General features: G+C 69.7%; 20 protein-coding genes and 1 riboswitch. Of the genes, 14 read left to right on the plus strand and 6 right to left on the minus strand.

Annotation, left to right across the window (positions count from 1 at the left end):
* Window positions 1-4 precede the first annotated feature (4 nt).
* Window positions 5-685, minus strand: coding sequence for a glutathione S-transferase family protein (locus AC07OZ_RS10730; RefSeq protein WP_495467120.1), 681 nt, complete (start codon window positions 683-685; stop codon window positions 5-7).
* Window positions 686-965: 280 nt separating this feature from the next.
* On the opposite strand from AC07OZ_RS10730, the gene AC07OZ_RS10735 reads away from it, so the two are divergent.
* The 3 genes from AC07OZ_RS10735 (at window position 966) to AC07OZ_RS10745 (ending at window position 3,407) form a co-directional block, all read left to right on the plus strand.
* Window positions 966-1,592 carry a DUF6515 family protein gene (locus AC07OZ_RS10735; RefSeq protein WP_495467121.1) on the plus strand — a complete coding sequence of 209 codons (627 nt, stop codon included), beginning with the start codon at window positions 966-968 and terminating at the stop codon, window positions 1,590-1,592.
* Between the two features lie 136 nt (window positions 1,593-1,728).
* Complete coding sequence (locus tag AC07OZ_RS10740) at window positions 1,729-2,136, plus strand: metalloregulator ArsR/SmtB family transcription factor (RefSeq protein ID WP_495467122.1); 408 nt, start codon at window positions 1,729-1,731, stop codon at window positions 2,134-2,136.
* A gap of 14 nt (window positions 2,137-2,150) precedes the next feature.
* Window positions 2,151-3,407, plus strand: a complete 1,257-nt coding sequence (locus AC07OZ_RS10745) for an acyl-CoA desaturase (RefSeq protein WP_495467123.1) — start codon at window positions 2,151-2,153, stop codon at window positions 3,405-3,407.
* 37 nt (window positions 3,408-3,444) lie between these two features.
* On the opposite strand, the gene AC07OZ_RS10750 is transcribed toward AC07OZ_RS10745, so the two are convergent.
* Window positions 3,445-4,452 carry an XdhC family protein gene (locus tag AC07OZ_RS10750; RefSeq protein WP_495467124.1) on the minus strand — a complete coding sequence of 336 codons (1,008 nt, stop codon included), beginning with the start codon at window positions 4,450-4,452 and terminating at the stop codon, window positions 3,445-3,447.
* A gap of 87 nt (window positions 4,453-4,539) precedes the next feature.
* Between AC07OZ_RS10750 and AC07OZ_RS10755 the strand changes: the two genes are divergently transcribed.
* Window positions 4,540-5,109 (plus strand): hypothetical protein, encoded by a 570-nt coding sequence (locus tag AC07OZ_RS10755; RefSeq protein WP_495467125.1) that lies wholly within the window; start codon window positions 4,540-4,542, stop codon window positions 5,107-5,109.
* Window positions 5,110-5,277: 168 nt separating this feature from the next.
* Window positions 5,278-6,372: an acyltransferase family protein gene (locus AC07OZ_RS10760; RefSeq protein WP_495467126.1), complete on the plus strand. Its 1,095-nt coding sequence runs from the start codon at window positions 5,278-5,280 to the stop codon at window positions 6,370-6,372.
* A 10-nt stretch (window positions 6,373-6,382) separates the two neighbouring features.
* Here the strand turns inward: AC07OZ_RS10760 and AC07OZ_RS10765 are convergent, their stop codons facing one another.
* Window positions 6,383-7,075, minus strand: coding sequence for a helix-turn-helix transcriptional regulator (locus AC07OZ_RS10765; protein ID WP_421035651.1), 693 nt, complete (start codon window positions 7,073-7,075; stop codon window positions 6,383-6,385).
* 62 nt (window positions 7,076-7,137) lie between these two features.
* Here AC07OZ_RS10765 and AC07OZ_RS10770 point away from each other — a divergent pair, with 62 nt between their 5' ends.
* Entirely contained in the window at window positions 7,138-8,445 is a 1,308-nt protein-coding gene (locus tag AC07OZ_RS10770; RefSeq protein WP_495467127.1) for an NAD(P)/FAD-dependent oxidoreductase, read from the plus strand.
* Window positions 8,446-8,451: 6 nt separating this feature from the next.
* Here AC07OZ_RS10770 and AC07OZ_RS10775 read toward each other — a convergent pair whose 3' ends face one another.
* The gene (locus AC07OZ_RS10775; RefSeq protein ID WP_495467364.1) at window positions 8,452-8,835 is read right to left on the minus strand and encodes a VOC family protein; all 384 of its coding nucleotides are present in this window, start codon (window positions 8,833-8,835) and stop codon (window positions 8,452-8,454) included.
* Window positions 8,836-9,034: 199 nt separating this feature from the next.
* On the opposite strand from AC07OZ_RS10775, the gene AC07OZ_RS10780 reads away from it, so the two are divergent.
* The 3 genes from AC07OZ_RS10780 (at window position 9,035) to AC07OZ_RS10790 (ending at window position 12,630) form a co-directional block, all read left to right on the plus strand.
* Window positions 9,035-10,426: a M16 family metallopeptidase gene (locus tag AC07OZ_RS10780; RefSeq protein WP_495467128.1), complete on the plus strand. Its 1,392-nt coding sequence runs from the start codon at window positions 9,035-9,037 to the stop codon at window positions 10,424-10,426.
* Window positions 10,423-11,835: a M16 family metallopeptidase gene (locus AC07OZ_RS10785; protein WP_495467129.1), complete on the plus strand. Its 1,413-nt coding sequence runs from the start codon at window positions 10,423-10,425 to the stop codon at window positions 11,833-11,835. The genes AC07OZ_RS10780 and AC07OZ_RS10785 overlap by 4 nt, the downstream gene beginning before the upstream one ends.
* A riboswitch (yybP-ykoY riboswitch) is annotated at window positions 11,815-11,972 on the plus strand. It overlaps the preceding gene by 21 nt.
* 79 nt (window positions 11,973-12,051) lie before the next feature.
* Window positions 12,052-12,630: a TMEM165/GDT1 family protein gene (locus tag AC07OZ_RS10790; RefSeq protein ID WP_495467130.1), complete on the plus strand. Its 579-nt coding sequence runs from the start codon at window positions 12,052-12,054 to the stop codon at window positions 12,628-12,630.
* Window positions 12,631-12,688: 58 nt separating this feature from the next.
* Here the strand turns inward: AC07OZ_RS10790 and glpK are convergent, their stop codons facing one another.
* Both glpK and AC07OZ_RS10800 read right to left on the minus strand, forming a co-directional pair.
* On the minus strand, window positions 12,689-14,182 hold the full coding sequence (glpK, locus tag AC07OZ_RS10795; protein WP_495467131.1) for a glycerol kinase GlpK: 1,494 nt from the start codon (window positions 14,180-14,182) through the stop codon (window positions 12,689-12,691).
* 37 nt (window positions 14,183-14,219) lie between these two features.
* Window positions 14,220-14,984 carry a DeoR/GlpR family DNA-binding transcription regulator gene (locus AC07OZ_RS10800; protein WP_088405752.1) on the minus strand — a complete coding sequence of 255 codons (765 nt, stop codon included), beginning with the start codon at window positions 14,982-14,984 and terminating at the stop codon, window positions 14,220-14,222.
* A 228-nt stretch (window positions 14,985-15,212) separates the two neighbouring features.
* Between AC07OZ_RS10800 and glpD the strand changes: the two genes are divergently transcribed.
* The 5 genes from glpD (at window position 15,213) to AC07OZ_RS10825 (ending at window position 20,806) form a co-directional block, all read left to right on the plus strand.
* Complete coding sequence (glpD, locus tag AC07OZ_RS10805) at window positions 15,213-16,823, plus strand: glycerol-3-phosphate dehydrogenase (protein ID WP_495467365.1); 1,611 nt, start codon at window positions 15,213-15,215, stop codon at window positions 16,821-16,823.
* 90 nt (window positions 16,824-16,913) lie between these two features.
* Window positions 16,914-17,984 carry an ABC transporter ATP-binding protein gene (locus tag AC07OZ_RS10810; RefSeq protein ID WP_495467132.1) on the plus strand — a complete coding sequence of 357 codons (1,071 nt, stop codon included), beginning with the start codon at window positions 16,914-16,916 and terminating at the stop codon, window positions 17,982-17,984.
* Window positions 17,984-19,117: an ABC transporter ATP-binding protein gene (locus AC07OZ_RS10815; protein WP_495467133.1), complete on the plus strand. Its 1,134-nt coding sequence runs from the start codon at window positions 17,984-17,986 to the stop codon at window positions 19,115-19,117. Before AC07OZ_RS10810 ends, AC07OZ_RS10815 begins: the two co-directional genes overlap by 1 nt.
* On the plus strand, window positions 19,114-20,001 hold the full coding sequence (locus AC07OZ_RS10820) for a carbohydrate ABC transporter permease (protein ID WP_495467134.1): 888 nt from the start codon (window positions 19,114-19,116) through the stop codon (window positions 19,999-20,001). The genes AC07OZ_RS10815 and AC07OZ_RS10820 overlap by 4 nt, the downstream gene beginning before the upstream one ends.
* Complete coding sequence (locus tag AC07OZ_RS10825) at window positions 19,994-20,806, plus strand: carbohydrate ABC transporter permease (protein WP_495467135.1); 813 nt, start codon at window positions 19,994-19,996, stop codon at window positions 20,804-20,806. Before AC07OZ_RS10820 ends, AC07OZ_RS10825 begins: the two co-directional genes overlap by 8 nt.

The following is a 20,806-nucleotide window of genomic DNA, read 5'->3' on the forward strand; positions in this document are numbered from 1 at the left end:
GCCCTCAGAACCAGGGCTTCGGCAGCTTCTCGGTTTCGATCGCGCGCTGCAGCGCGGGACGTTGCGCCATGCGTTCGAGGAACGCGGCCAGGGCCGGCCGGTTGCGCGCCGGATCGGCGAAGTTGCGTGTCCAGCGGCAGAGCATGAACGCGAAGGCGTCCAGCACCGAATAGCGCTCGCCGAGCATGAACGGCCCGCCGTGGCGTTCGAATTCGGCGGCGAGCAGATCCAGCTGCGCGCCGGCGCGGACCTGCGCCTGGGCCTTCACCTCGGCACTGCCGGCGGTGTTCCCCGGCGCGACGAAACGATCGGGATAGTAGTAGGCGATGACGGTGGGCTGCAGCGTGTTGGTCAGCCACATCAGCCACTTGTAGGCGTGCGCCCGTTCGGCGCTGCCCAGCGGGGGCATGAGGCCGGCATCGGGGTGCGTGTCGGCGAGGTGCAGCAGGATCGCGGCGGTCTCGAACAGCACGAGTTCGCTGTTGCCCGCACCGTCGCCTTCGGACTGGCGCGTGTCGCGCATCGCGGGGAGCAGGCCGTTCGGATTGATCGCGAGGAAGGCGGGCGACTTGTGCTCGTCCTTGTCGCGGTCGACGAGCCGGAGCTGGAACGGGATGCCCAGTTCATGCAGGACGACGTGGGGCGCAAAGCTGGCGTTGCTGGGGAAGTAGTAGAGCTCGATCATGGCGTCGGGGCGGCGCGTGGCGGCGGCGTGAATGTCTCGTGAATCTCTCGTGGAGGCGTGCCTTGACGGGGGAGGCGCCAGGCGGCGCGAATCATCGCCGATCCGCGGACGTGGTCGGCCGCCGGGCCGGCGTCGCGACGTGTTTGCAAGCTTGCACGGGGCCTTCGAAGCAATGGTTCTTTACCCCGGCGAAACTCCCTTCCGTAGACGTGGCCGAGTGCTGCGGCGTTGAATAAGCCATCTGGACTTTTTGGGCGCCGATGGACGGCGCGAGCAGATCATGAGCAGCCTGAACAAGCTTCGTTGGTTGATTCCCGTTGCGCTGGCCCTGTCCGCGGGCTTGGCGTCCGCGCAGCATCACGGCGGCGGCGGGGCGCGTGTCGACATCGGCCTGCGCCTGGACAGCCGCTACCACCACGACCACTACTACCCCGCGCCGGGCTATGTCGCGCGCGGCCTGCCGGGCGGCGCGGTGTTCGTGGGCAACCGCTACTGGTACCACGGCGGCGTCTGGTACCAGCCGTGGGGCCCGAGCTTCCGCGTGATCGCGCCGCCGCTGGGCTTCGTGGTCCCCATCCTGCCGAGCGCCTACGTGACGCTGCGCATCGGCGGCTACCCGTACTACTACGCCAACGGCGCCTACTACACGGTGGCCTCGCCGGGACCGGGCTACGTGGTCGTCGCGCCGCCGCCGGGTGCCGACGCGGCGACGCCGGCGCCGGTCGCGCCGCCGCGGCCCGATCCGATCATCTATCCGCGCAACGGGCAGTCGGCCGCGCAGACCGAGGCCGACCGCCAGGAATGCAACCGCTGGGCGACGACGCAACCCTCGTCGATGAACGACGCCGGCGTGTTCAACCGCGCGGTGGAGGCTTGCATGGATGGGCGCGGATACAGCATGCGGTGAATGTCGCCCTCTGCGAGGGCTTTGACGTCGAACAAGGGCCAGGCAAGTGCTGGCCCTTTGTCATTTCAATCTTCCACTTGTCAGGCGACTTGCGTTGGAGATAAGCTATTAACAAATTGCTTAATAGCTGATTCTCATGCTACTCGATCGCGTCTTCGAAGCGTTGGCCTCCGGGCCGCGCCGTCAGATCCTCGCCTACCTCTCCGGCGGCGAACTGAGCACGAGCGCGCTGGCCGAGCGCTTCAACATGAGCGCGCCGGCGATCTCCCGCCATCTCTCCATCCTCGAGTTGGCCGGGCTCGTCAGCAGCGAGCGCCAGGGGCAGTTCGTCCTGTACCGGTTGAACCCGGACAACCTCGTCAACAGCCTGACCGGCTACGCGCTGGAGGTCTGTCCGGTCGGCCGGCCGCTCAAGCAGGAGGCGAAGGCGCGCGCCAGTGCGAGCAAAGCCGCGGCGCCATCAACTTCCGCAAAGACGGTGAAGGTCACGAAGGCCGTCAAGACCGTCGCAGCCGCCAAACGAGCCAAGTCTGCCAAGGGCTGATCCCGGAGACCCCCATGCCATTCGCCGCCCCTGACTCCCTCGACGGCCACCGCGTGCATGTCGATGCGCCAGAAGATGTCCTCATCGGCGAGGTCCGCTATTCGCCGGTGAAGTCGTTCTGGTTGATCGCGAATCTGGCGGGCGCGCTCGTCGGCGCCTGGTTCTTCCTGTCCTGGCCCGCCGTGCTGGTGTTCGTGCTGGCCACGGTCGCGGTGCTGTTGCTGGGCCACTCGCTCGGCAGCCATCGCAAGCTGATCCACGACAGCTACCAGGCGCCGCGCTGGCTCGAGCGCTTGCTGATCTGGTTCGGCGTCCAGGTGGGGCTCGCGGGTCCGCTGGGACTGCTGCGCCAGCACGAGCTGCGCGACTTCGCGCAGCGCCTCCCTGATTGCCATCCCTACCTGCGTCACGGCGCCTCGTTCTGGCGCGACGGCTGGTGGCAGCTGCATTGCGAGCTGCGCCTTGCGCGCGAGCCGCGCATCGAGTTGGAGCCCCGCATCGCCGATGACCGCTACCTGCGTCTGCTGGAACGCACCTGGATGCTGCAGCAACTGCCGCCGGCGCTGCTGCTCTACGCCGCAGGCGGCTGGGCCTTCGTCTGCTGGGGCGTGTGCGCGCGGATCTGCGCCGGGGTCGTCGGGCACTGGCTGATCGGGCACTTCGCCCACAACGCGGGCGGCATGCATCACGAGGTCGAAGGCGCCGCCGTCCAGGGGCGCAACATCCGCTGGACCTCGCTGCTGACGATGGGCGAGAGCTGGCACAACAACCACCATGCCTTCCCCGGTTCCGCGCGACTGGGCCTTTATCCGGGCGAGTTCGACCCGGGCTGGTGGATGCTGATGCTGCTGAAGCGTCTCGGCCTCGCCTGGGACTTCCGGCTGCCGGCAGCGATGCCCGCGCGGGCCGAACTTCGCGCGATCGACGCGATGCCGGTCGCGACGGCGGCGAGCCTCGGCGCCTGGCGCGACCTGCCGGCGCTGCGCGGTGTGCTGAGAGCCGCGGCGCGTGACGGCGTCCGATTGCAAGGACCCGCGGCGCTGATGCCTGCGGCGTGGCTGACCGCCTGGTCCGGCGCGGCCTTCGAGCGTCGACGCGAGATGGCACGTCTGGAGTTGCACATCCAGAACACCGGGCAGGTGGTGCGCGGCCTGCCCGCGCTGTGCGTCAGCCTCGCTGCGCGAGGCGCCGTGGCGAGCTGGGCGGCGGCGGCATTGCTGCCGATGGCCGCGGCCTGGGAATCTGGCCGGTCGGCGTCGCAACCCGCCTGAGCGGGGGGAGCGACCATCGGATCAACGCACGTCTGGTTCACACCACGCACCCCGCCTCGCTCCCATCCGTTGGCGTCGCGCTGCTGCTGACCTGCACGCCATACCGCTCCGCGGTCATGTGCGCCAGTATCGCCAGCGCGATCTCGGGCGGCGTGCGGGCCCCGATGTGCAGGCCCACCGGGCCGTGCAGCCGATCCAGCTGCGCGTCCGTCAGGTCGAAGTGCTCCTTCAGCCGCGCGCGGCGCTTGGCCTGGTTCACGCGCGAGCCGATCGCGCCGACGTAGAACGCCGGGCCGCGCAGCGCCTCCATCAGCGCCAGGTCGTCGAGCTTGGGGTCGTGCGTCAGCGCCACGATCGCCGTGTGGCCGTCGGGCTTCAGCCGTTGAACGACATCGTCCGGCATCTCGCGCGTCAGCGGCGCGGCGATCAGCGTCCACGGGTAGTCGTCGCGCGGGTCGCAGACCTGTACTTGGTAGTCGAGCGCCAGCGCCATCTGCGCCAGGTACTGGCTCATCTGCCCCGCGCCGATGATCAGCAGCCGCCATTGCGGGCCATGGTGCGTCACCAGCAGCGCGTCGCTCAGCACCAGCCGGTCCGCGCCGTCGCGTGAATGCTCGCCGGGCTCCGCCAGCGAGACCGCACCGGTGGCCAGGTCGAGCGTGCGCAGCACGCGCTCGCCGCGTGACAGCCGCTCCAGCAGCGGCGCGATCGCCGAGTGCGCCCCGACCGGCTCCAGCATCAGCTCCAGCGTGCCGCCGCAGGGCAGCCCGAAGCGCTGCGCCGCTTCCGCGCCGACGCCGTAGCGGATCAGCTCCGGCGTCTTCAAGGTCAGCGCGCCCTCGCGGATCTTCGCGACCAGGTCGTCCTCGATGCAGCCGCCGGAGACCGATCCGGTGATCAGTCCGTCAGAACGCACCGCGACGATCGATCCGACCGGCCGCGGCGCCGAGCCCCAGGTCCGCGTGATGGTGCCGAGCACGACGCGCTGATCGGCGTCTGTCCATTGCTGCACCTGGCGCAGCACCTGCAGGTCCATGTTGTCCATGCGCGCACCATAGCGAATTTCGTTCCCGTCTGCGTCGGACCGCGCGCATGTCCGCGTGATCGCGCGGACGGGTCCACAATCCCGCCAATGCCCACGCTCGCCCTCAACGACGATCTCGTCCTGCCCGTCCCCCAGACCCTGGCCTGGAAGACGCTGCACGACCTGACCCTGCTCGCCGACAGCCTGCCCGAGGGCGCCAGCCTCCAGGCCGGCGATGCGCCGGGCGTCTTTGCGCTGTCGCTGCCGGGATTCGAGGGCCGCATGCTGCAACTCGATCTCGACGCGCCCAGCCGCCTGCGTCTGAGCTTCGAGGGTCGCGGGCCCCGCACGGGCGCAGTGACGGGTCAGGCGCAACTGCGGCTGGAGTTGCTCGGCGACGACCGCGCGCTGCTGCACGTGGCGCTCGTGATCCAGGCCGAGGCCGCGACGCCGTCGAAGGTGGCCGGCCTGCAGGCGCTCCGCGCGCGGCTCACGGACTTCGCCGCCGCCGTCGAGCGCCGGCATCCCTCCGACCGTCCCCTGCCAGTGAAAGCGCCCCCCAAGCCGTGGCCGCAGCGGCTGGTCGACTGGTACCTCGGCTGGTTCGCGGCGATCTTCAACGGGACGCTGTTTCCCGTGCCGAAACCGCGTCCGCCACGCCCCCGCGACAAGCGCTGAGGCCGACGCCCGGGCGTCACGCGATCGTCATCGCACTTGTGCGCCGATGTAACTTGTTGATTCGCTTATAGAATCCGGCGCAATTCAACGGCCACCTCGCGGTGGCCGCTTCGTTTTCCGCCGAATGCGTCCTCTGGGCCTCTCGGCGACCGAATCCGCCGCCCCCTGATGGCCTCTCGCCTCTTCCCGCTGGACGCGCTGCGCGCGGCCGCCGCGCAATTGATCGTGCTGCATCACCTGTCGGTCTACGGACCGATCGCGGAGGCGATGCACGGCCTGTTCCCGTTGCTGTCGGGATGGCTCTACGACTACGGCCGCATGGCCGTGCAGGTGTTTCTGGTCCTGGGCGGCTACCTCAGCGCGCGGGCGCTCTCGGCCCAGGAGCCGCAGCTGCGCCGTTCGGCGCCGGCCCTGCTGGCGCAGCGCTACTGGCGCCTGGTGCCGCCGTTCATGGCGGCGGTCGGCTTGACGCTGCTGGCGTCGTGGCTGGTCCAGCCGCTGTTGCCGGAACTGGTGCCGACCCAGGTCCACCTCACGCAGATCCTGGCTCATGCGCTGCTGCTGCACGACCTGATGTCGGTCGAGGCGCTGACCGTCGGCGCCTGGTACGTGGCGATCGACTTCCAGCTCTTCGCGCTGCTCCTGCTGGTGATGTGGGGGCTGCGCTGCCTGCCGCTGACGCGCGCGTCGCGGCAGTGGATGGCGCCGGCGGTCGTCGGCGCGCTCTGCGCCGCGTCGCTGCTGAAGTTCAATCGCATGGCCGACATGGACGCCTACGCGATCTACTTCTTCGGCGCCTACGGCTTGGGCGTGCTGCTGTGCTGGTGCCAGGGCTGGGCGCCGGCCGCGCGTCGCGCCGCACTGCTGGCGCTGGGGGGACTGATGGTCGCCGCGCTCGCGCTGCAGTTCCGCGAGCGTCTGGTCGTCGCCGCGCTGACGGCCGTGGTCATCGTGCTGTGGCGTCGCGGCACGCTGCCGGCGTGGTTCGAACGGCACGGGCAGGCGCCGGTGCAGTCGATGGCGCGTCACGCCTACGCGCTCTTCCTGGTGCACTTCCCGGTCTGCCTGCTCGTGAACGCGATCTACGAGCACCGCGCCGAGAGTCCCGCGCCGATGCTGGACGCGCTCGCGCCGCTGGCGCTGGTGGCCGCCTGGTTCCTGAGCAACCTGGCCGCGCTGCCGTTCCATCGCTGGATCGAGGCGCCGCTGCTGCGCTGGCGTCCGCGCGCCGCGGTGCTGCCGCAGGGCGTGGCGGTCCGCTGATCCGCCTGGCCTAGGCCCAGTTCTCGCGCGCGTTCTCGCGCCGCTGCAGGTCGGCGAGGGTCTTGCCCGGCTCATCGCGGAAACGTTCCTCCGTCAGCTCGAGCTGCTGCACGCGGTCGACGCGGAAGCTGCGGAAGTCCTCTCTCAACTCGCACCAGGCCGAGAAGGTCCACACCGGTCCCCAGAAGAAGCAGGCCAGCGGCCGCACGAGCCGTGTGCTGGTCTGGTCGCTGAGGTCGAGGTAGTGCAGGCGCAGCTTGGTGCGCGATTCGGTGGCCTGGCGCAGGTGCGTGAGGCGTTCCCGCGTGGCGGCATCGAGGCCGCGCTGCGGCGCGTAGACCGTGAGGCTTTCCGCCGCCGCGCGGGCCGAGCCGGGCAGCACCGCGAAGATCTTGCCGAGCGCCTCCTCGGCGCGTTGGCCGAGCACCGCGTCCAGCTGCGGCTGCGCGAGCCGCACCGCGGCGACCAGCGACTGGGCTTCCTCGGCGCTGAACATCAGCGGCGGCAACTCGAAGCCCACCCGCATGCGGTAACCGACGCCCGCCTCGCCGTCGATCGGCACGCCCTGCTGCTGCAGCGCGGCGACGTCACGGTAGACGGTGCGGATCGACACCTCCAGCCGCTGGGAGAGGAACTCGGCGGTGGTGAGACGGCGTCCACGGATGAGTTGGACGATCTGGAACAGGCGGTCGGCGCGGCGCATCGGACGATTGTCAGCGATGGACATGACCTGTCCAGGTCGTCATCCCCGCTACGATGTGTTGCATGGCTGACCCACATGTTGCGCTCCCCCATGTCGTGATCGTCGGTTGCGGTTTCGGCGGCCTGGAGGCCACCAAGGTCCTCGACGGCGCGCCGGTCCGCGTCACGCTGATCGATCGCAGTAACCACCACCTGTTCCAGCCGCTGCTGTACCAGGTCGCGACGGCGGGACTGTCCGCGCCGTCGATCGCCTCGCCGATCCGCCACATGCGGCGCCATCAGCGCAATCTCACCGTGCTGATGGCCGACGTCGAGGCCATCGACAAGGACGCGAGGGAAGTCGTGCTCGCCGACGGTCAACGCTTCGCCTACGACCATCTGATCGTGGCCGCCGGCGCGACGCACAGCTACTTCGGCAACGATCAGTGGCAGGCGCATGCGCCCGGATTGAAGACCCTGGCCGATGCCTTCCAGCTCCGGGCGCGGCTGCTGAGCGCGTTCGAGCGCGCCGAGACGCTGCCTGACGCCGCCAGCCGCGCGCCGTGGCTGAACTTCGTGGTCATCGGCGGCGGGCCGACCGGCGTCGAGATGGCCGGCACGCTGGCCGAGATCGCCCGCCACACGTTGCGCGACGAGTTCCGCCGCATCGATCCCAGCCGCGCGCAGGTGCTGCTGGTCGAGGGCTCGGACCGGATCCTGGCGGCGTTCAAGCCGGCGCAGTCGGCGCAGGCCCAGGCGCAGCTGGAGCGCATCGGCGTGGTGGTGCGGACCGGTTGCCGCGTCGTCGGCATCGACGAGGAGGGCGTCGATCTCCAGACCGCCGACGGCGGCAAGGAACGCATCGCGTCGCGGACCAAGGTCTGGGCGGCCGGCGTGGCTGCATCGCCGCTGTCCCGCACGCTGGACGTGCCGCTGGACCGCGCCGGGCGCGTGGTCGTCGACGAGTACATGAACATCCCCGGCCATCCGGAGATCTACGTCGTCGGCGACATGGCCGCGGCGACCAGCCTCGAGAAGGACGGCAGCCGCAAGCCGGTGCCCGGCGTGAGCCCCGGCGCCAAGCAGGCGGGCCGCCACGCCGCGCGACAGATCCTGGCGCGGATGCAGGGGCGCTCGGAGCCGCCGTTCCGGTACATGGACTACGGCAACCTCGCGACGATCGGCCGCAAGGCGGCGGTCGCCGACCTGGGGTCGATCCAGTTCAGCGGTTTCTCCGCCTGGCTGTTCTGGCTGTTCGTGCACGTGTACTTCCTGATCGGTTTCCGCAACCGCGTCCGCGTCTTCGCGGACTGGGCCTGGGCGTACTTCACCTTCCAGCGCCACGCGCGGATCGTGGTCGAACCGCGGCCTGGCGCCAGGGACGAGGCTTAGTCCGCGTCAGATCGGCGTGCAGATCTCGACCAGCGACCCGTCGGGGCATCGGACGTAAGCCACCACCTGGCCCCAGGGCTTGGTCGTCGGGGGGGTCAGGCCTTGCGCGCCCGCGGCCAGCGCCAGGGCGTAGGCGGCGGGGACGTCCTGCGTGGACAAGCCGATCTCCATGCCCAGCGGCGTGCCGTCCTCGGCCTTCCGGTAGTCCTGGCCGAGGTTGCCGCGCGCGATGTCGTGCCGGGCGAAGGACAGCGTCGTGGCGCCGGTCTCCAGTTCGCCGTAGGCGCCGGACTCGTGCAGGAAACGTCGCCGGAGGCCGAAGGCGCGCTCGAAGAAGTCCAGCGACGCACCCACGTCCTCGACGTAGACGATCGTGTAGGCGAAGTTCATGGCGCTCATGGCGGGCTCTCCGTGGATCGACGATGACGGCGGGGCGTTTGTCCCCTTCGTGCGGGGCACCGGCGTGGGCCGGGCTCCTCATCGCCCCTCCGGGGCCCCCGATTCGGGTGGGCCGACCTGTAGGACGATGTCGCGTCCATGATGCGGACCGGCTGCTGACAGCGGATTGGCAGCTAGGATTGCCGCCCATATGAGTGCGCCCACGAGTGCCCCGTCCCTCGAGCCGCAACGGCTGCCCAACGGCCTGCTCTGGCTGGCGCGCCCGGTCGCGGGTACGCAGGCGGCGGTGCGCGTGGTCTACCGCTGCGGCGGCCGCGACGATCCCACCGGCCGCAGCGGCATGACGCACCTGGTGCTGCGACTCGTCGCCGGTGCCAGCCGTTACCTGGAGCCGGGGCAGTTCAACCGGCTGGTCGCCTCGGCCGGCGGCCGCAGCGGGATCGAGATCGACGAGGACTTCGCCGCGCTGCAGACCGTCGTGCCCGCACACCAGCTCGAGCGCGTGCTGTGGGCCGAGGCCGAACGCATGAGCAACCCCCGGCTGGAGCCCGACACGCTCGCCACCGCGCGGCAGCAGCTGCGTCAGGCGGTGCAGGAGCCGCAACTCAATCCGTATGCGCGGCTGGATCTGGCCGTCCAGCGCCACGGCTACCTGACGCATCCGTACCAGCGCGGCGCGCTCGGCGACCCGGAGCAGCTCAAGGACCTGGACATCGACGCCGTTCGCGCCTTCCATGCCAACCGCTTCGGCTGCGACCGCGCGCTGCTCGTCGTGACGGGCGCCTTCGACGAGGCGGCGGTGGCGCGCTGGGTGCTGCATTACTTCGGCTCGATCCGGCCGCCGATGCCGGCGCAACTGTCTTCGAACTCGATCTCGACGACGACGGCCTCTTCAGCCTCCTCTTCGGCTTCCTCGTCGGCTTCGGCAACGCTGCCGTCTTCATCGTCGCCGTCACTGTCCGGTGCGGAGCCGCGCGAGATGCGCGAGGCGCGCCGGCCCCAGAGCCAGACACTGAAGCTGTCGCTCGCGCAGGCGCCGCTGCCGGCGGCCGCGCTCATCTGGCAGGTGCCGCGCGCCGACGATCCGTCCATGCCGATCTGGCAGCTGGCCCATTCGCTGCTGGGCTTGGGCCGTTCCGGCCGGCTGATCGACACGCTGGTCGACGAGAAGGCGCTGGCGCATCAGCTCAGCCTGCGCCTGGACGTGCACCGCGACGCGGGACTGCTGGTCGCGCAGGCGCTCGCGGCGCACGGTCAGACCGCCGCGCCGGTGGCGCAGGCCTTGCAGCAGGAAGTCCTGCGCCTGGCCGACGAGCCGGTGACCGACGAGGAACTCAACAAGGCCAAGGCGCTGCTGCGGCGTCAGACGCTGTCGGCCGACTGGACCGCCGACCGCCTCGCGCGGTCGCTCGGCACGGCCTGGGCGGTGCGGGGCGACGCCGGAGCGCCGGCCAGGGACATGGCCGCGTGGCTCAAGCTGAGCAGTGCCGAGGTGCAGCAGTTCTGGCGCAAGCAGGTCGTGCAGGCGCCGGCGCTGACGCTGCTGGCGGACATCGGCGCCGCCGCGGGAGTCGCCGCATGACGGTCGATCTGCACCGCCGCGGGCTGATGCTCGGCACTGCGATCGTGTCGGGGTCGGCCGCCTGGCCGGCGTTGGCGCAGGACGGATTCGATCGACCGCCCGAGGCGCCGCCCGCGCCCGCGCCGCAGCCCTTGCCACTCGAACAGACGAAGCTCGCGAACGGATTGCGCGTCCTCGTGCTGCCGCGGCCCGGTGCGCCGCGCACGGCGATCCGCCTGATCGGGGAGGGTGGCTGGCTGCGGGACCCGGCGGGCAAGGATGGCCTGGCGGAAGTGGCGCTGGCCATGCTCGCGCAAGGCGCGAAGCGCGACGGCGAGGAGATGGAATCCGCCGACATCGCCTATGCGGGCGATCTGCTGGGTCTGCCGCTGCGACTGGAGTTGACGCCGTCGACGGCGGAGATCGCGCTGGAGGCCTTGCCCGATCAATGCGACGACGCGGTCAACCTGCTGGCGGACCTGACGCAACGGCCCTTGCTCGCCTTCGAATCGCTGGAGCACATCCGCAGCCGCGCCATCGATGCACTGGTGCTGCGGCGTGCCGATGCGCTGCTGCTGGCGCCGTGGGCGGCGCGGCGGCAGTTCCGGGGCCGCGCGCAGCCGGTGCAGACCTCGGCCAGCCTGAAGCGGCTGAAGCGCGAGGACGTGCTGGCCTTCCATCGCCAGTACTGGCGGCCGGAGCGCGCGGTGCTGCTCTTTGCCGGGGACCTGACGCTGCAGACGGCGCGCGGCTTGGCCGAAGACTTCATGGGTAGCTGGCGCGTGGCGAAGGTGCCACCGACCGGTGCGACGCCGGCGGTGTCGCTGCCGGCCGCGGCGCCCACGCCGGCGATCGCGCAGTTCCTGCCGTTGCCGCAGGGTCAGGGTTGCCGGCTGGTCGTGCAGACACCGGTGCCGCGCGGCACGCCACCCGCGTTGCGCGAGCTGGCACGCACGCTGATGCAGCAACGGCTGATGGCGCGGCTGCCCTGGCCGTGGGAGAGCGAGATCGAATCGTTGAACGGGGCGCTGTGCTGGCGATTGAGCGTGACGCTGCCGGTGTCGACGGTGCCGGACCAGCTCGCGTTGTTGCGCGAGCAACTGCCGCTGCTTGCGGCCGAGGCGGTGACGCCGGAGGACCTGGCGCTCGCGCAGGCCCTGGCGCAAGGCGAGTGGGAGTTCCAGCTCGCCGAGGCGCCGGATGCGCTGCTGGCGCAGGCGCTGGCGGTGGGCGAGCTCGAGGATTGCGTGTTGTGGCCGCAGCGCCTGCACGCGGTGAGCGCGCCGGTGCTTCAGCTGCTGATGGCGTCCAGCTGGCGCGATACCCGCACACATCTGCTGCTGCTGGGCGATGCGGGCCCGCCAGGGCCGGCGCAGCGCGCGTGGCCGGGGCTGGCAGCGACTACAATGCGGGCTGTCATTGGGGAGTAGCCGCTGCACCCCGCCCGTCGCCCGGCCTTTTGGAAGGCCTCTTGGGCGGCAGGCCGATTCAGCAGACCCGCGTCAACAGACTTGAGCCTTGGCTCATGGCGCGAGGTAGCCAGGAACCCACGGGTTCCCAGCCTGGCGAGACCTTTGACCATGTCCCCGGACTTTTGCGGCCGGCGGCGACATGGTCATTGGTATGTCTCGGCCGCTGAGTCTTTCATGGAAGCCTTCCTCATCTCCACCGGCCTCGTGGCCCTCGCCGAAATCGGCGACAAGACCCAATTGCTGGCCTTCATCCTGGCGGCGCGCTTCCGCAAGCCGGGACCGATCGTGCTGGGCATCCTGATCGCGACCTTGGTGAATCACGCGTGCGCCGGTGCCGTCGGCAGCTGGATCACGACGCAGGTGTCGGCGCAGACGCTGCGCTGGGTGCTGGGCGTGGGCTTCATCGCGATGGCGGCGTGGACGCTGATCCCCGACAAGATCGATGAAGAGGAGACGGGCGGCAAGTTCCGCCTGGGCGTGCTGGGCACGACGATCGTGGCCTTCTTCCTGGCGGAGATGGGCGACAAGACGCAGATCGCGACGGTGGCGCTCGCGGCGCGCTTCAACGACCTGTGGCCGGTGGTCGCGGGCACGACCTTCGGCATGATGATCGCCAACGTGCCGGCGGTCTTCGTGGGCGACAAGCTCGCGCACAAGATGCCGGTGCGACTGGTTCACGGGATCGCGGCGATCATCTTTGCGGTGCTGGGCGTTCTGACGCTGCTGGGTGCCGGCGAATCGATAGGGTTCTGATCCCATTGAGGGGTGAAGACCTGACCCCCTGAATGGGGCCTTCCGAAGAGGGGTCCGGTCAGCGCGCGGAGGCTTGTCTCACCGCGCGTTCCCACTGCGCCATCAGCGTCTCTGCGCGGTCGCGCGACATGGTCGGGCGGAAGGTCCGTTCCGTCTGCCAGTTGCGGCCGATGTCGCCGAGGTTGCCGTAGACGCCCGCCGTGAGGCCGGCGAGGTAGGCCGCGCCGAGCGCCGTCGTCTCGATCACCTTCGGACGCACGACCGGGATGCCGAGCAGGTCCGCCTGGAATTGCATCAGCAGGTCGTTCACGCACGCGCCGCCGTCGACGCGCAACTCGCTCACCGGCGCGCCGCCGGCCGCCACGGCGTCGCGGCTCATCGCCTGCAGCAGCGCCGCGCTCTGGAACGCGATGCTCTCCAGCGCCGCGCGCGCGATGTGCGCCACGGTCGAGCCGCGCGTCAGACCCACGATCGCGCCGCGCGCTTCCGCGTCCCAGTACGGCGCGCCGAGGCCGGTGAAGGCCGGCACGAACATCACGCCGCCCGCGTCGGGCACGCTCTCCGCGAGGCCCTGCACCTCGCCGCTGCCCTTGATCGCATTCAGCCCGTCGCGCAGCCACTGCACCACCGCGCCGCCGATGAACACGCTGCCCTCCAGCGCGTATTGCGGCGTCGCGTCGATCTGCGCCGCGCTCGTCGTGATCAGCCCGTTCGCGCTGGTCTGGAAGCGCGGACCCGTGTGCATCAGCATGAAGCAGCCGGTGCCGTAGGTGTTCTTGGCCATGCCGGCTTCGAAGCAGGCCTGCCCGAACAGCGCGCTCTGCTGGTCGCCGCCGATGCCGCCGATCATCAGCGCCGTGCCGAGATGCTCCGGCGCCACGCGCCCGAATTCGGACGCCGACGGTTTCACTTCGGGCAGCAGCGACTTCGGAATGCGCAGCAGCGCGAGCAGCTCTTCATCCCACTGGTTCTCGCGCACGTTGAACAGCATCGTCCGAGATGCGTTGCTGACGTCGGTGACGTGAACGTCCCCGTTCGTGAGCTTCCAGATCAACCAACTGTCGACCGTGCCGAACGCGAGCTCGCCGCGCTCCGCCGCGTCGCGCGCGCCGCTGACGTTGTCGAGGATCCACTGCAGCTTGGTGCCCGAGAAATACGCGTCGACCACCAGCCCCGTCTTCTCCTGGATGCGCGGGCCGTGGCCCTGCTCGCGCAACGCGGCGCATTGCGGCTCGGCGCGCCTGTCCTGCCAGACGATCGCGTGATGGATCGCGCGCCCGGTCTTGCGGTTCCACACCAGCGTGGTCTCGCGCTGGTTGGTGATGCCCAGCGCCTTCACCTCCGAGGCTTTCAGCGATGCCTTGGTCAGCACCTCGCGGGCGACGGAGAGCTGCGTCTCCCAGATTTCATCGGCATCGTGCTCGACCCAGCCCGGCTGCGGATAGATCTGGCGGAACTCGCGCTGCGCCATCGCGACGATGCGCCCTTGCGCGTCGAAGACGATCGCGCGCGAACTCGAGGTGCCCTGGTCCAGGGCGAGCAGGTAGGTCATGGCTTGTCTCGTTCGTTGTGTTCTTGGTGTCGCGATGCTACGGCGCGACCACGAGCTCCACGCCCGCATCCGCCATCAGCGCGGGGAAGGGCTCCGGCGGCGGCTCGTCGGTGAACAGCGCGTCGATCTGCGGCAATCGGGCGACCTCGGCCATCGCGGGCCGGTTGAACTTGGTCGCGTCCGCCGCGACCCACACCTCGCGCGAGTGCTCGACGATGGTCCGCGCCACCATCACCTCGCGGTAGTCGAAGTCCCGCAGGCTGCCGTCGGACTCGATGCCCGAGATGCCGATCAGCCCGATGTCCACCTTGAACTGGCGGATGAAGTCGACCGCCGCCTCGCCGACGATGCCGCGGTCGCGGTGCCGCACCGAGCCGCCGACCATCACCAGCTCGCAGTCCGGGTTGTCGCTCAGGATCATCGCGACGTTCAGGTTGTTCGTGATCACGCGCAAGCCCTTGTGGCGCAGCAGCGCATGGGCCACCGCCTCGGTCGTCGTGCCGAGGTTCAGGATCAGCGAGCAGCCGGCCGGGATGCGCGCCGCGATGGCGCGCGCGATGCGCGCCTTGCCGTCGGCCTGCATGGCTTGGCGCTGGCGGTAGGCGATGTTCTCGGTGGTCGACGAGGGCACGCGCACGCCGCCGTGGAAGCGCTGCACCAGGCCGGCCTCGGCCAGGCGCTGCACGTCGCGGCGCACCGTCTGCAGCGTCACGCCGAACTTCTCGGCAAGCGACTCGACGCTCACCGATCCATGGGCGCGCACCTCCTGCAGCAGATCGTTCTGACGGGGGTTCGGATTCATGGCGCGCAGGCTAAAGGAACCGAAACGAACAATTGATCGGGTTAACCCTCAGTCGAAACGCGCATATTCGCGCTAAAAAGAAAAAAGAAGAACAGAATTGCGAACTTTCCAACGGCCATAGCAGGGTGGCCGTTTGACTGTCCGGCCAATTCGATCCAAGGAGACACCTTGACCGCCGCCTCGATCCCCGACCCGATTTCCGCCGACCGCGCCGCTCCCGATGCAGGCATCGTCGGTGCGCGCGATGCGTCCGGTCTCTCCGGCGCGGACGGGGAATGCGACGTGCTCGTCGTCGGCGGTGGCATCAACGGCGCCGGCATCGCGCGCGACCTCGCGGGCCGCGGCTGGAAGGTCGTGCTGGCGGAAGCGTCGGACTTCGCGGCGCACACGTCCTCGTCCTCGACCAAGCTGATCCACGGCGGGCTGCGCTACCTCGAGTACTACGAGTTCTCGCTGGTGCGCAAGGCGCTGCAGGAGCGCGAGGTCCTGCTGCGCAGCGCCCCGCACATCATGTGGCCGCTGCGCTTCGTGATGCCGCACGACGCGGCGATGCGCCCGGCCTGGATGATCCGCATCGGCCTGTTCCTGTACGACCACCTGGCGCGGCGCGAGGTGCTGCCGGGCTCCGAGGGCGTGGACCTGCGCCGCTCGCCCTACGGCGAGCCGCTGAAGGCCGAGTACACCAAGGGCTTCGTCTATTCCGACGGCTGGGTGGACGACGCCCGGCTGGTGCTGCTGAACGCGCTCGACGCGCGCGAGCACGGCGCCGTGCTGCACACCCGCACGACCGTCACCGCCGCGAAGCGACACGCCGACCACTGGACCGCGACGCTGCGCTGCGCCGACGGCGACCGCACGCTGAAGGCGCGCGCGCTGGTCAACGCGGCCGGCCCCTGGGCCGAAGGCTTCCTGCGCGAAGTCGCCGCGCCCGCGCGCGGCGAGGCGCTCGCCACGAAGAGCCTGCGCCTGGTCAAGGGCAGCCACATCATCGTGAGCAAGCGCTTCCAGCACGATCACGCCTACATCTTCCAGAACCCGGACAAGCGGATCATCTTCGCCATCCCGTACGAAGACGACTTCACGCTGATCGGCACGACCGACGTGGAGCTGGCGCCGGACGCGCTGGCCGGCTTCGGCAAGGCGCGCATCGACGAGCGCGAGATCGCCTACCTCTGCGAGCAGGCCAGCCGCTACTTCCGCGAGCCGGTGGCCGCGTCGGACGTGGTCTGGACCTACGCCGGCGTGCGCCCGCTGCTGGACGACGCCTCCGGCGATCCCTCCGCGGTGACGCGCGACTACCTGCTGGAGACGCACTCGGACGGCGGCGCGCCGCTGCTGAGCGTATGGGGCGGCAAGATCACGACCTTCCGCAAGCTGGCCGAGGATGCGGCCGATCTGCTGGGCGACCTGCTCGGCGACCGCCGCCGCGCCTGGACCGAGCATGCGCATCTGCCCGGCGGCGACCTGCGCGACTGGATCGGCGCGCCGCAGCGGCCCGACACGGATTTCCAGCGCCTGCTGTCCGCCGTGGGACAGCGGCATCCGTGGCTGCCGCCGTCGCTGGCGCGCCGCCTCGCACGGGCCTACGGCGCGCGCCTCGGGCGTGTGCTCGGCGGCGCGGAGCGTCTGGACGACCTTGGCCCGGAGATTGCCCCCGGGCTGCACCAGGCGGAACTCGAATACCTGGTCCGCGAGGAATGGGCGCGCGCGGCCGACGACGTGCTGTGGCGCCGCTCCAAGCTGGGACTGCATTACACCGAGGCGCAGCGGATGGCGGTGGTCCAGTGGTTCGCCGAACGCGAGCACCTCTGGGTCAAACCGCCGGCCGCCGCGGCATGACCTGGCCCCGGCGCGGGCGCCGGATGAGAATCTGACCGACAAGAACGACATGCAGAACCTGCAGAGAGAGACAACGATGGAGCCGACTTCATGGAGCTGAGCCTGCGCGGCGTGAGCCACAAGGTCGGCGCGCAGCAGCACCTGTACCCGATGGACCTGCGGCTGGTGCCGAACGCGGTCACCGTGCTGCTGGGCGCGACGCAGGCCGGCAAGACGACGCTGATGCGCCTGATGGCGGGCCTGGACAAGCCCAGCGACGGCACCGTGACCGTCGACGGCACGGACGTCACCGGCTGGCCGGTGCGCAAGCGCGACGTCGCGATGGTCTATCAGCAGTTCATCAACTACCCGTCGATGAGCGTGCGAGACAACATCGCCTCGCCGCTGAAGCTGCGCGGCAAGCTCGACCGGGACGCCATCCGCAGGCGCGTGGACGAGCTCGCCGACAAGCTCCATATCGAGATGCACCTCGACAAGCTGCCCGCCCAGCTGTCCGGCGGCCAGCAGCAGCGCGTCGCGCTGGCGCGGGCGCTGGCCAAGCAGGCGCCGCTGATGCTGCTGGACGAGCCGCTGGTGAACCTCGACTACAAGCTGCGCGAGGAACTGCGCGAGGAACTGGGTCAGCTCTTCGCCGCCGGGGAATCGACGGTGGTCTACGCAACGACCGAGCCGGCCGAGGCGCTCCAGCTCGGCGGCTACACCGCGGTGATGGACGCCGGCGAGCTGCTGCAATACGGTCCGACGGCCGAGGTCTTCCACCGGCCGGCGTCGCTGCGCGTCGCGCGCGCCTTCAGCGACCCGCCGATGAACCTGCTCATCGCCCAGGGGATGGGCGACCGGCTGCAACTGCGGCCCGGGCTCGACCTCGCGCTGCCGGGGCAGGGCGGCGTGACGGTGGGCGTGCGCGCCAGCGCGCTGCACGTCACGCAGCGGCCCGGCGACATCGCGATCCAGGGCGAAGTCGAGCTGGCCGAGATCTCCGGCTCCGACACCTTCGTCCACGCGCGCACGCAGATCGGCGAGCTGGTCGCGCAGCTGACCGGCGTGCACGACTTCGAGCTCGGTGCCCCGCTGACGCTGTACCTCAACGCCGCCCACGTCCACGTCTTCGACGCGGCCGGCCTGCTGACACGCGCCCCCGAGCGCCGGGGAGCCCGCTGATGGCCCGCATCGACCTGGACCTCGCCCACGCGTACCGTCCCGATCCGAAGGAGGACAGCGACTACGCGTTGCTGCCGCTGAAAATGACCTTCGAGGACGGCGGCGCCTACGCGCTGCTCGGCCCGTCGGGCTGCGGCAAGACGACGCTGCTGAACATCGTCTCCGGCCTGCTGCGGCCCTCGCAGGGCAGCGTGCGCTTCGACGGCCGCGACGTGACCGCGCTGACGCCGCAGCAGCGCAACATCGCGCAGGTGTTCCAGTTCCCCGTCATCTACGACACGATGACGGTGGCCGAGAACCTCGCCTTCCCGCTGCGCAATCGCGGCGTGGCGGCCGACAAGATCAAGGCGCGCGTCGGCAAGATCGCCGAGATGCTCGAGCTCAACGGCCAGCTGAACCAGCGCGCGTCGGGCCTGTCCGCCGACGCGAAGCAGAAGATCTCGCTCGGCCGCGGCCTGGTGCGCGAGGACGTGTCGGCGGTGCTCTTCGACGAGCCGCTGACCGTCATCGATCCGCATCTGAAGTGGCAGTTGCGCCGCAAGCTCAAGCAGATCCACAACGAGCTCAAGCTCACGCTGGTCTACGTCACCCACGACCAGGTCGAGGCGCTGACCTTCGCGGACCAGATCGTCGTGATGACGCGCGGCCGCGCGGTGCAGGTCGGCTCGGCCGGCGAGCTGTTCGAGCGCCCCAGCCACCGCTTCGTCGGCCACTTCATCGGCTCGCCGGGCATGAACTTCCTGCCGGCGGCGCTGGAGGACGGCGGCGGCCTGAGCGTCGCCGGGCAACCGGTCGCCGGCTCGGTCGATCCCGGCACCGGCGCGGCGCTGTCGCGCGCGGAGCCGTTCATGGTGGGCATCCGGCCCGAGTACGTGGAGGTCGACGACGTGAGCGACGGCGTCCCCGCGCTGCCGGGCACGATCACCGGCGTGGTCAGCCAGGTCCAGGACATCGGCACCTATTGGTTGCTCACCGCGAAGGTCGGCCCGCACACGCTGAAGGCGCGCCTGTCCGCTCATGCGCAGCCGCCCGAGCCGGGTGCCACGGTGGCGTTGCGCGTACTCAATCCCCACACCTGCTTCTACGGCGCCGATGAGCGATTGATCGCGGCGACCACGGAGGGCCTCGCATGAAACCGATCAACCAGAAGGCCTGGTTCCTCGTCCTGCCCGTGTTCATCTGCGTGGCCTTCTCGGCCATCCTGCCGTTGATGACGGTGGTGAACTACTCGGTGCAGGACATCATCTCGCCCGAGCGGCGCGTCTTCGTCGGCACCGAGTGGTTCGCCGCGGTGATGCGCGACGAGGAACTTCACGGCGCGCTGCTGCGGCAGCTCGGCTTCTCGCTGGCGGTGCTGCTGGTCGAGATTCCGTTGGGCATCTGCCTCGCGCTGTCCATGCCGGCGCAGGGCTGGCGTTCGTCGCTGGTGCTGGTCATCGTCGCCCTGTCGCTGCTGATCCCCTGGAACGTCGTCGGCACCATCTGGCAGATCTACGGCCGCGCGGACATCGGGCTGCTCGGCGCGTCGCTGCAGGCGCTGGGCGTCGACTACAACTACACCGGCGACGCGACCGATGCCTGGATCACCGTGCTCATCATGGACGTCTGGCACTGGACGCCGCTGGTGGCGCTGCTGTGCTTCGCCGGACTGCGCTCCATCCCCGACGCCTACTACCAGGCCGCGCGCATCGACGGCGCCAGCAAGTTCGCCGTGTTCCGCTACATCCAGCTGCCCAAGATGCGGGGCGTGCTGATGATCGCGGTGCTGCTGCGCTTCATGGACAGCTTCATGATCTACACCGAGCCCTTCGTCCTCACCGGCGGCGGACCCGGCAACGCGACCACCTTCCTCAGCCAGTACCTGACGCAGAAGGCGGTCGGCCAATTCGACCTCGGACCGGCGGCCGCGTTCTCGCTGATCTACTTCCTGATCATCCTGCTGTTGTGCTTCATCCTCTACAACTGGATGCAGTCGCTCGGCACCCAAGACAAGTCGATGGAGGCCGGCCATGGATGACCGCCGTTTCCGCAAGCGCACGATCTTCCTGATCGCGTACCTGCTCTTCGCGCTGCTGCCCATCTACTGGATGGTCAACATGAGCTTCAAGACCAACGAGGAGATCCTCTCCAGCTTCAGCCTCTGGCCGCAGCACTTCTCGCTGGCCAGCTACAAGACCATCTTCACCGACCCGTCCTGGTACAGCGGCTACATCAACAGCCTGATCTATGTCGGCATCAACTCGGTGATCTCGATCACCGTGGCGTTGCCGGCCGCGTATGCGTTCAGCCGCTATTCGTTCCTCGGCGACAAGCACGTCTTCTTCTGGCTGCTGACCAATCGCATGACGCCGCCGGCGGTCTTCCTGCTGCCCTTCTTCCAGCTGTACACGACGCTGGGGCTGATGGACACGCACATCGCGGTCGCCCTGGCGCATCTGCTGTTCAACGTGCCGCTGGCGGTCTGGATCCTGGAAGGCTTCATGAGCGGCATCCCGCGCGAGATCGACGAGACCGCCTACATCGACGGCTACTCGTTCCCGCGCTTCTTCCTGACCGTGTTCCTGCCGCTGATCAAGGCCGGCGTGGGCGTGGCGGCGTTCTTCTGCTTCATGTTCTCGTGGGTGGAACTGCTGCTGGCGCGCACGCTGACCAGCGTCAACGCCAAGCCCATCGTCGCGACGATGACCCGTACCGTCAGCGCTTCCGGCATGGACTGGGCGACGCTGGCCGCCGCCGGCACGCTGACCATCGTGCCGGGCGCGATCGTCATCTGGTTTGTCCGTCACTACATCGCAAAAGGCTTTGCGATGGGTCGCGTCTAA

Source organism: Roseateles sp. GW821-FHT09G03, from assembly GCF_059416045.1.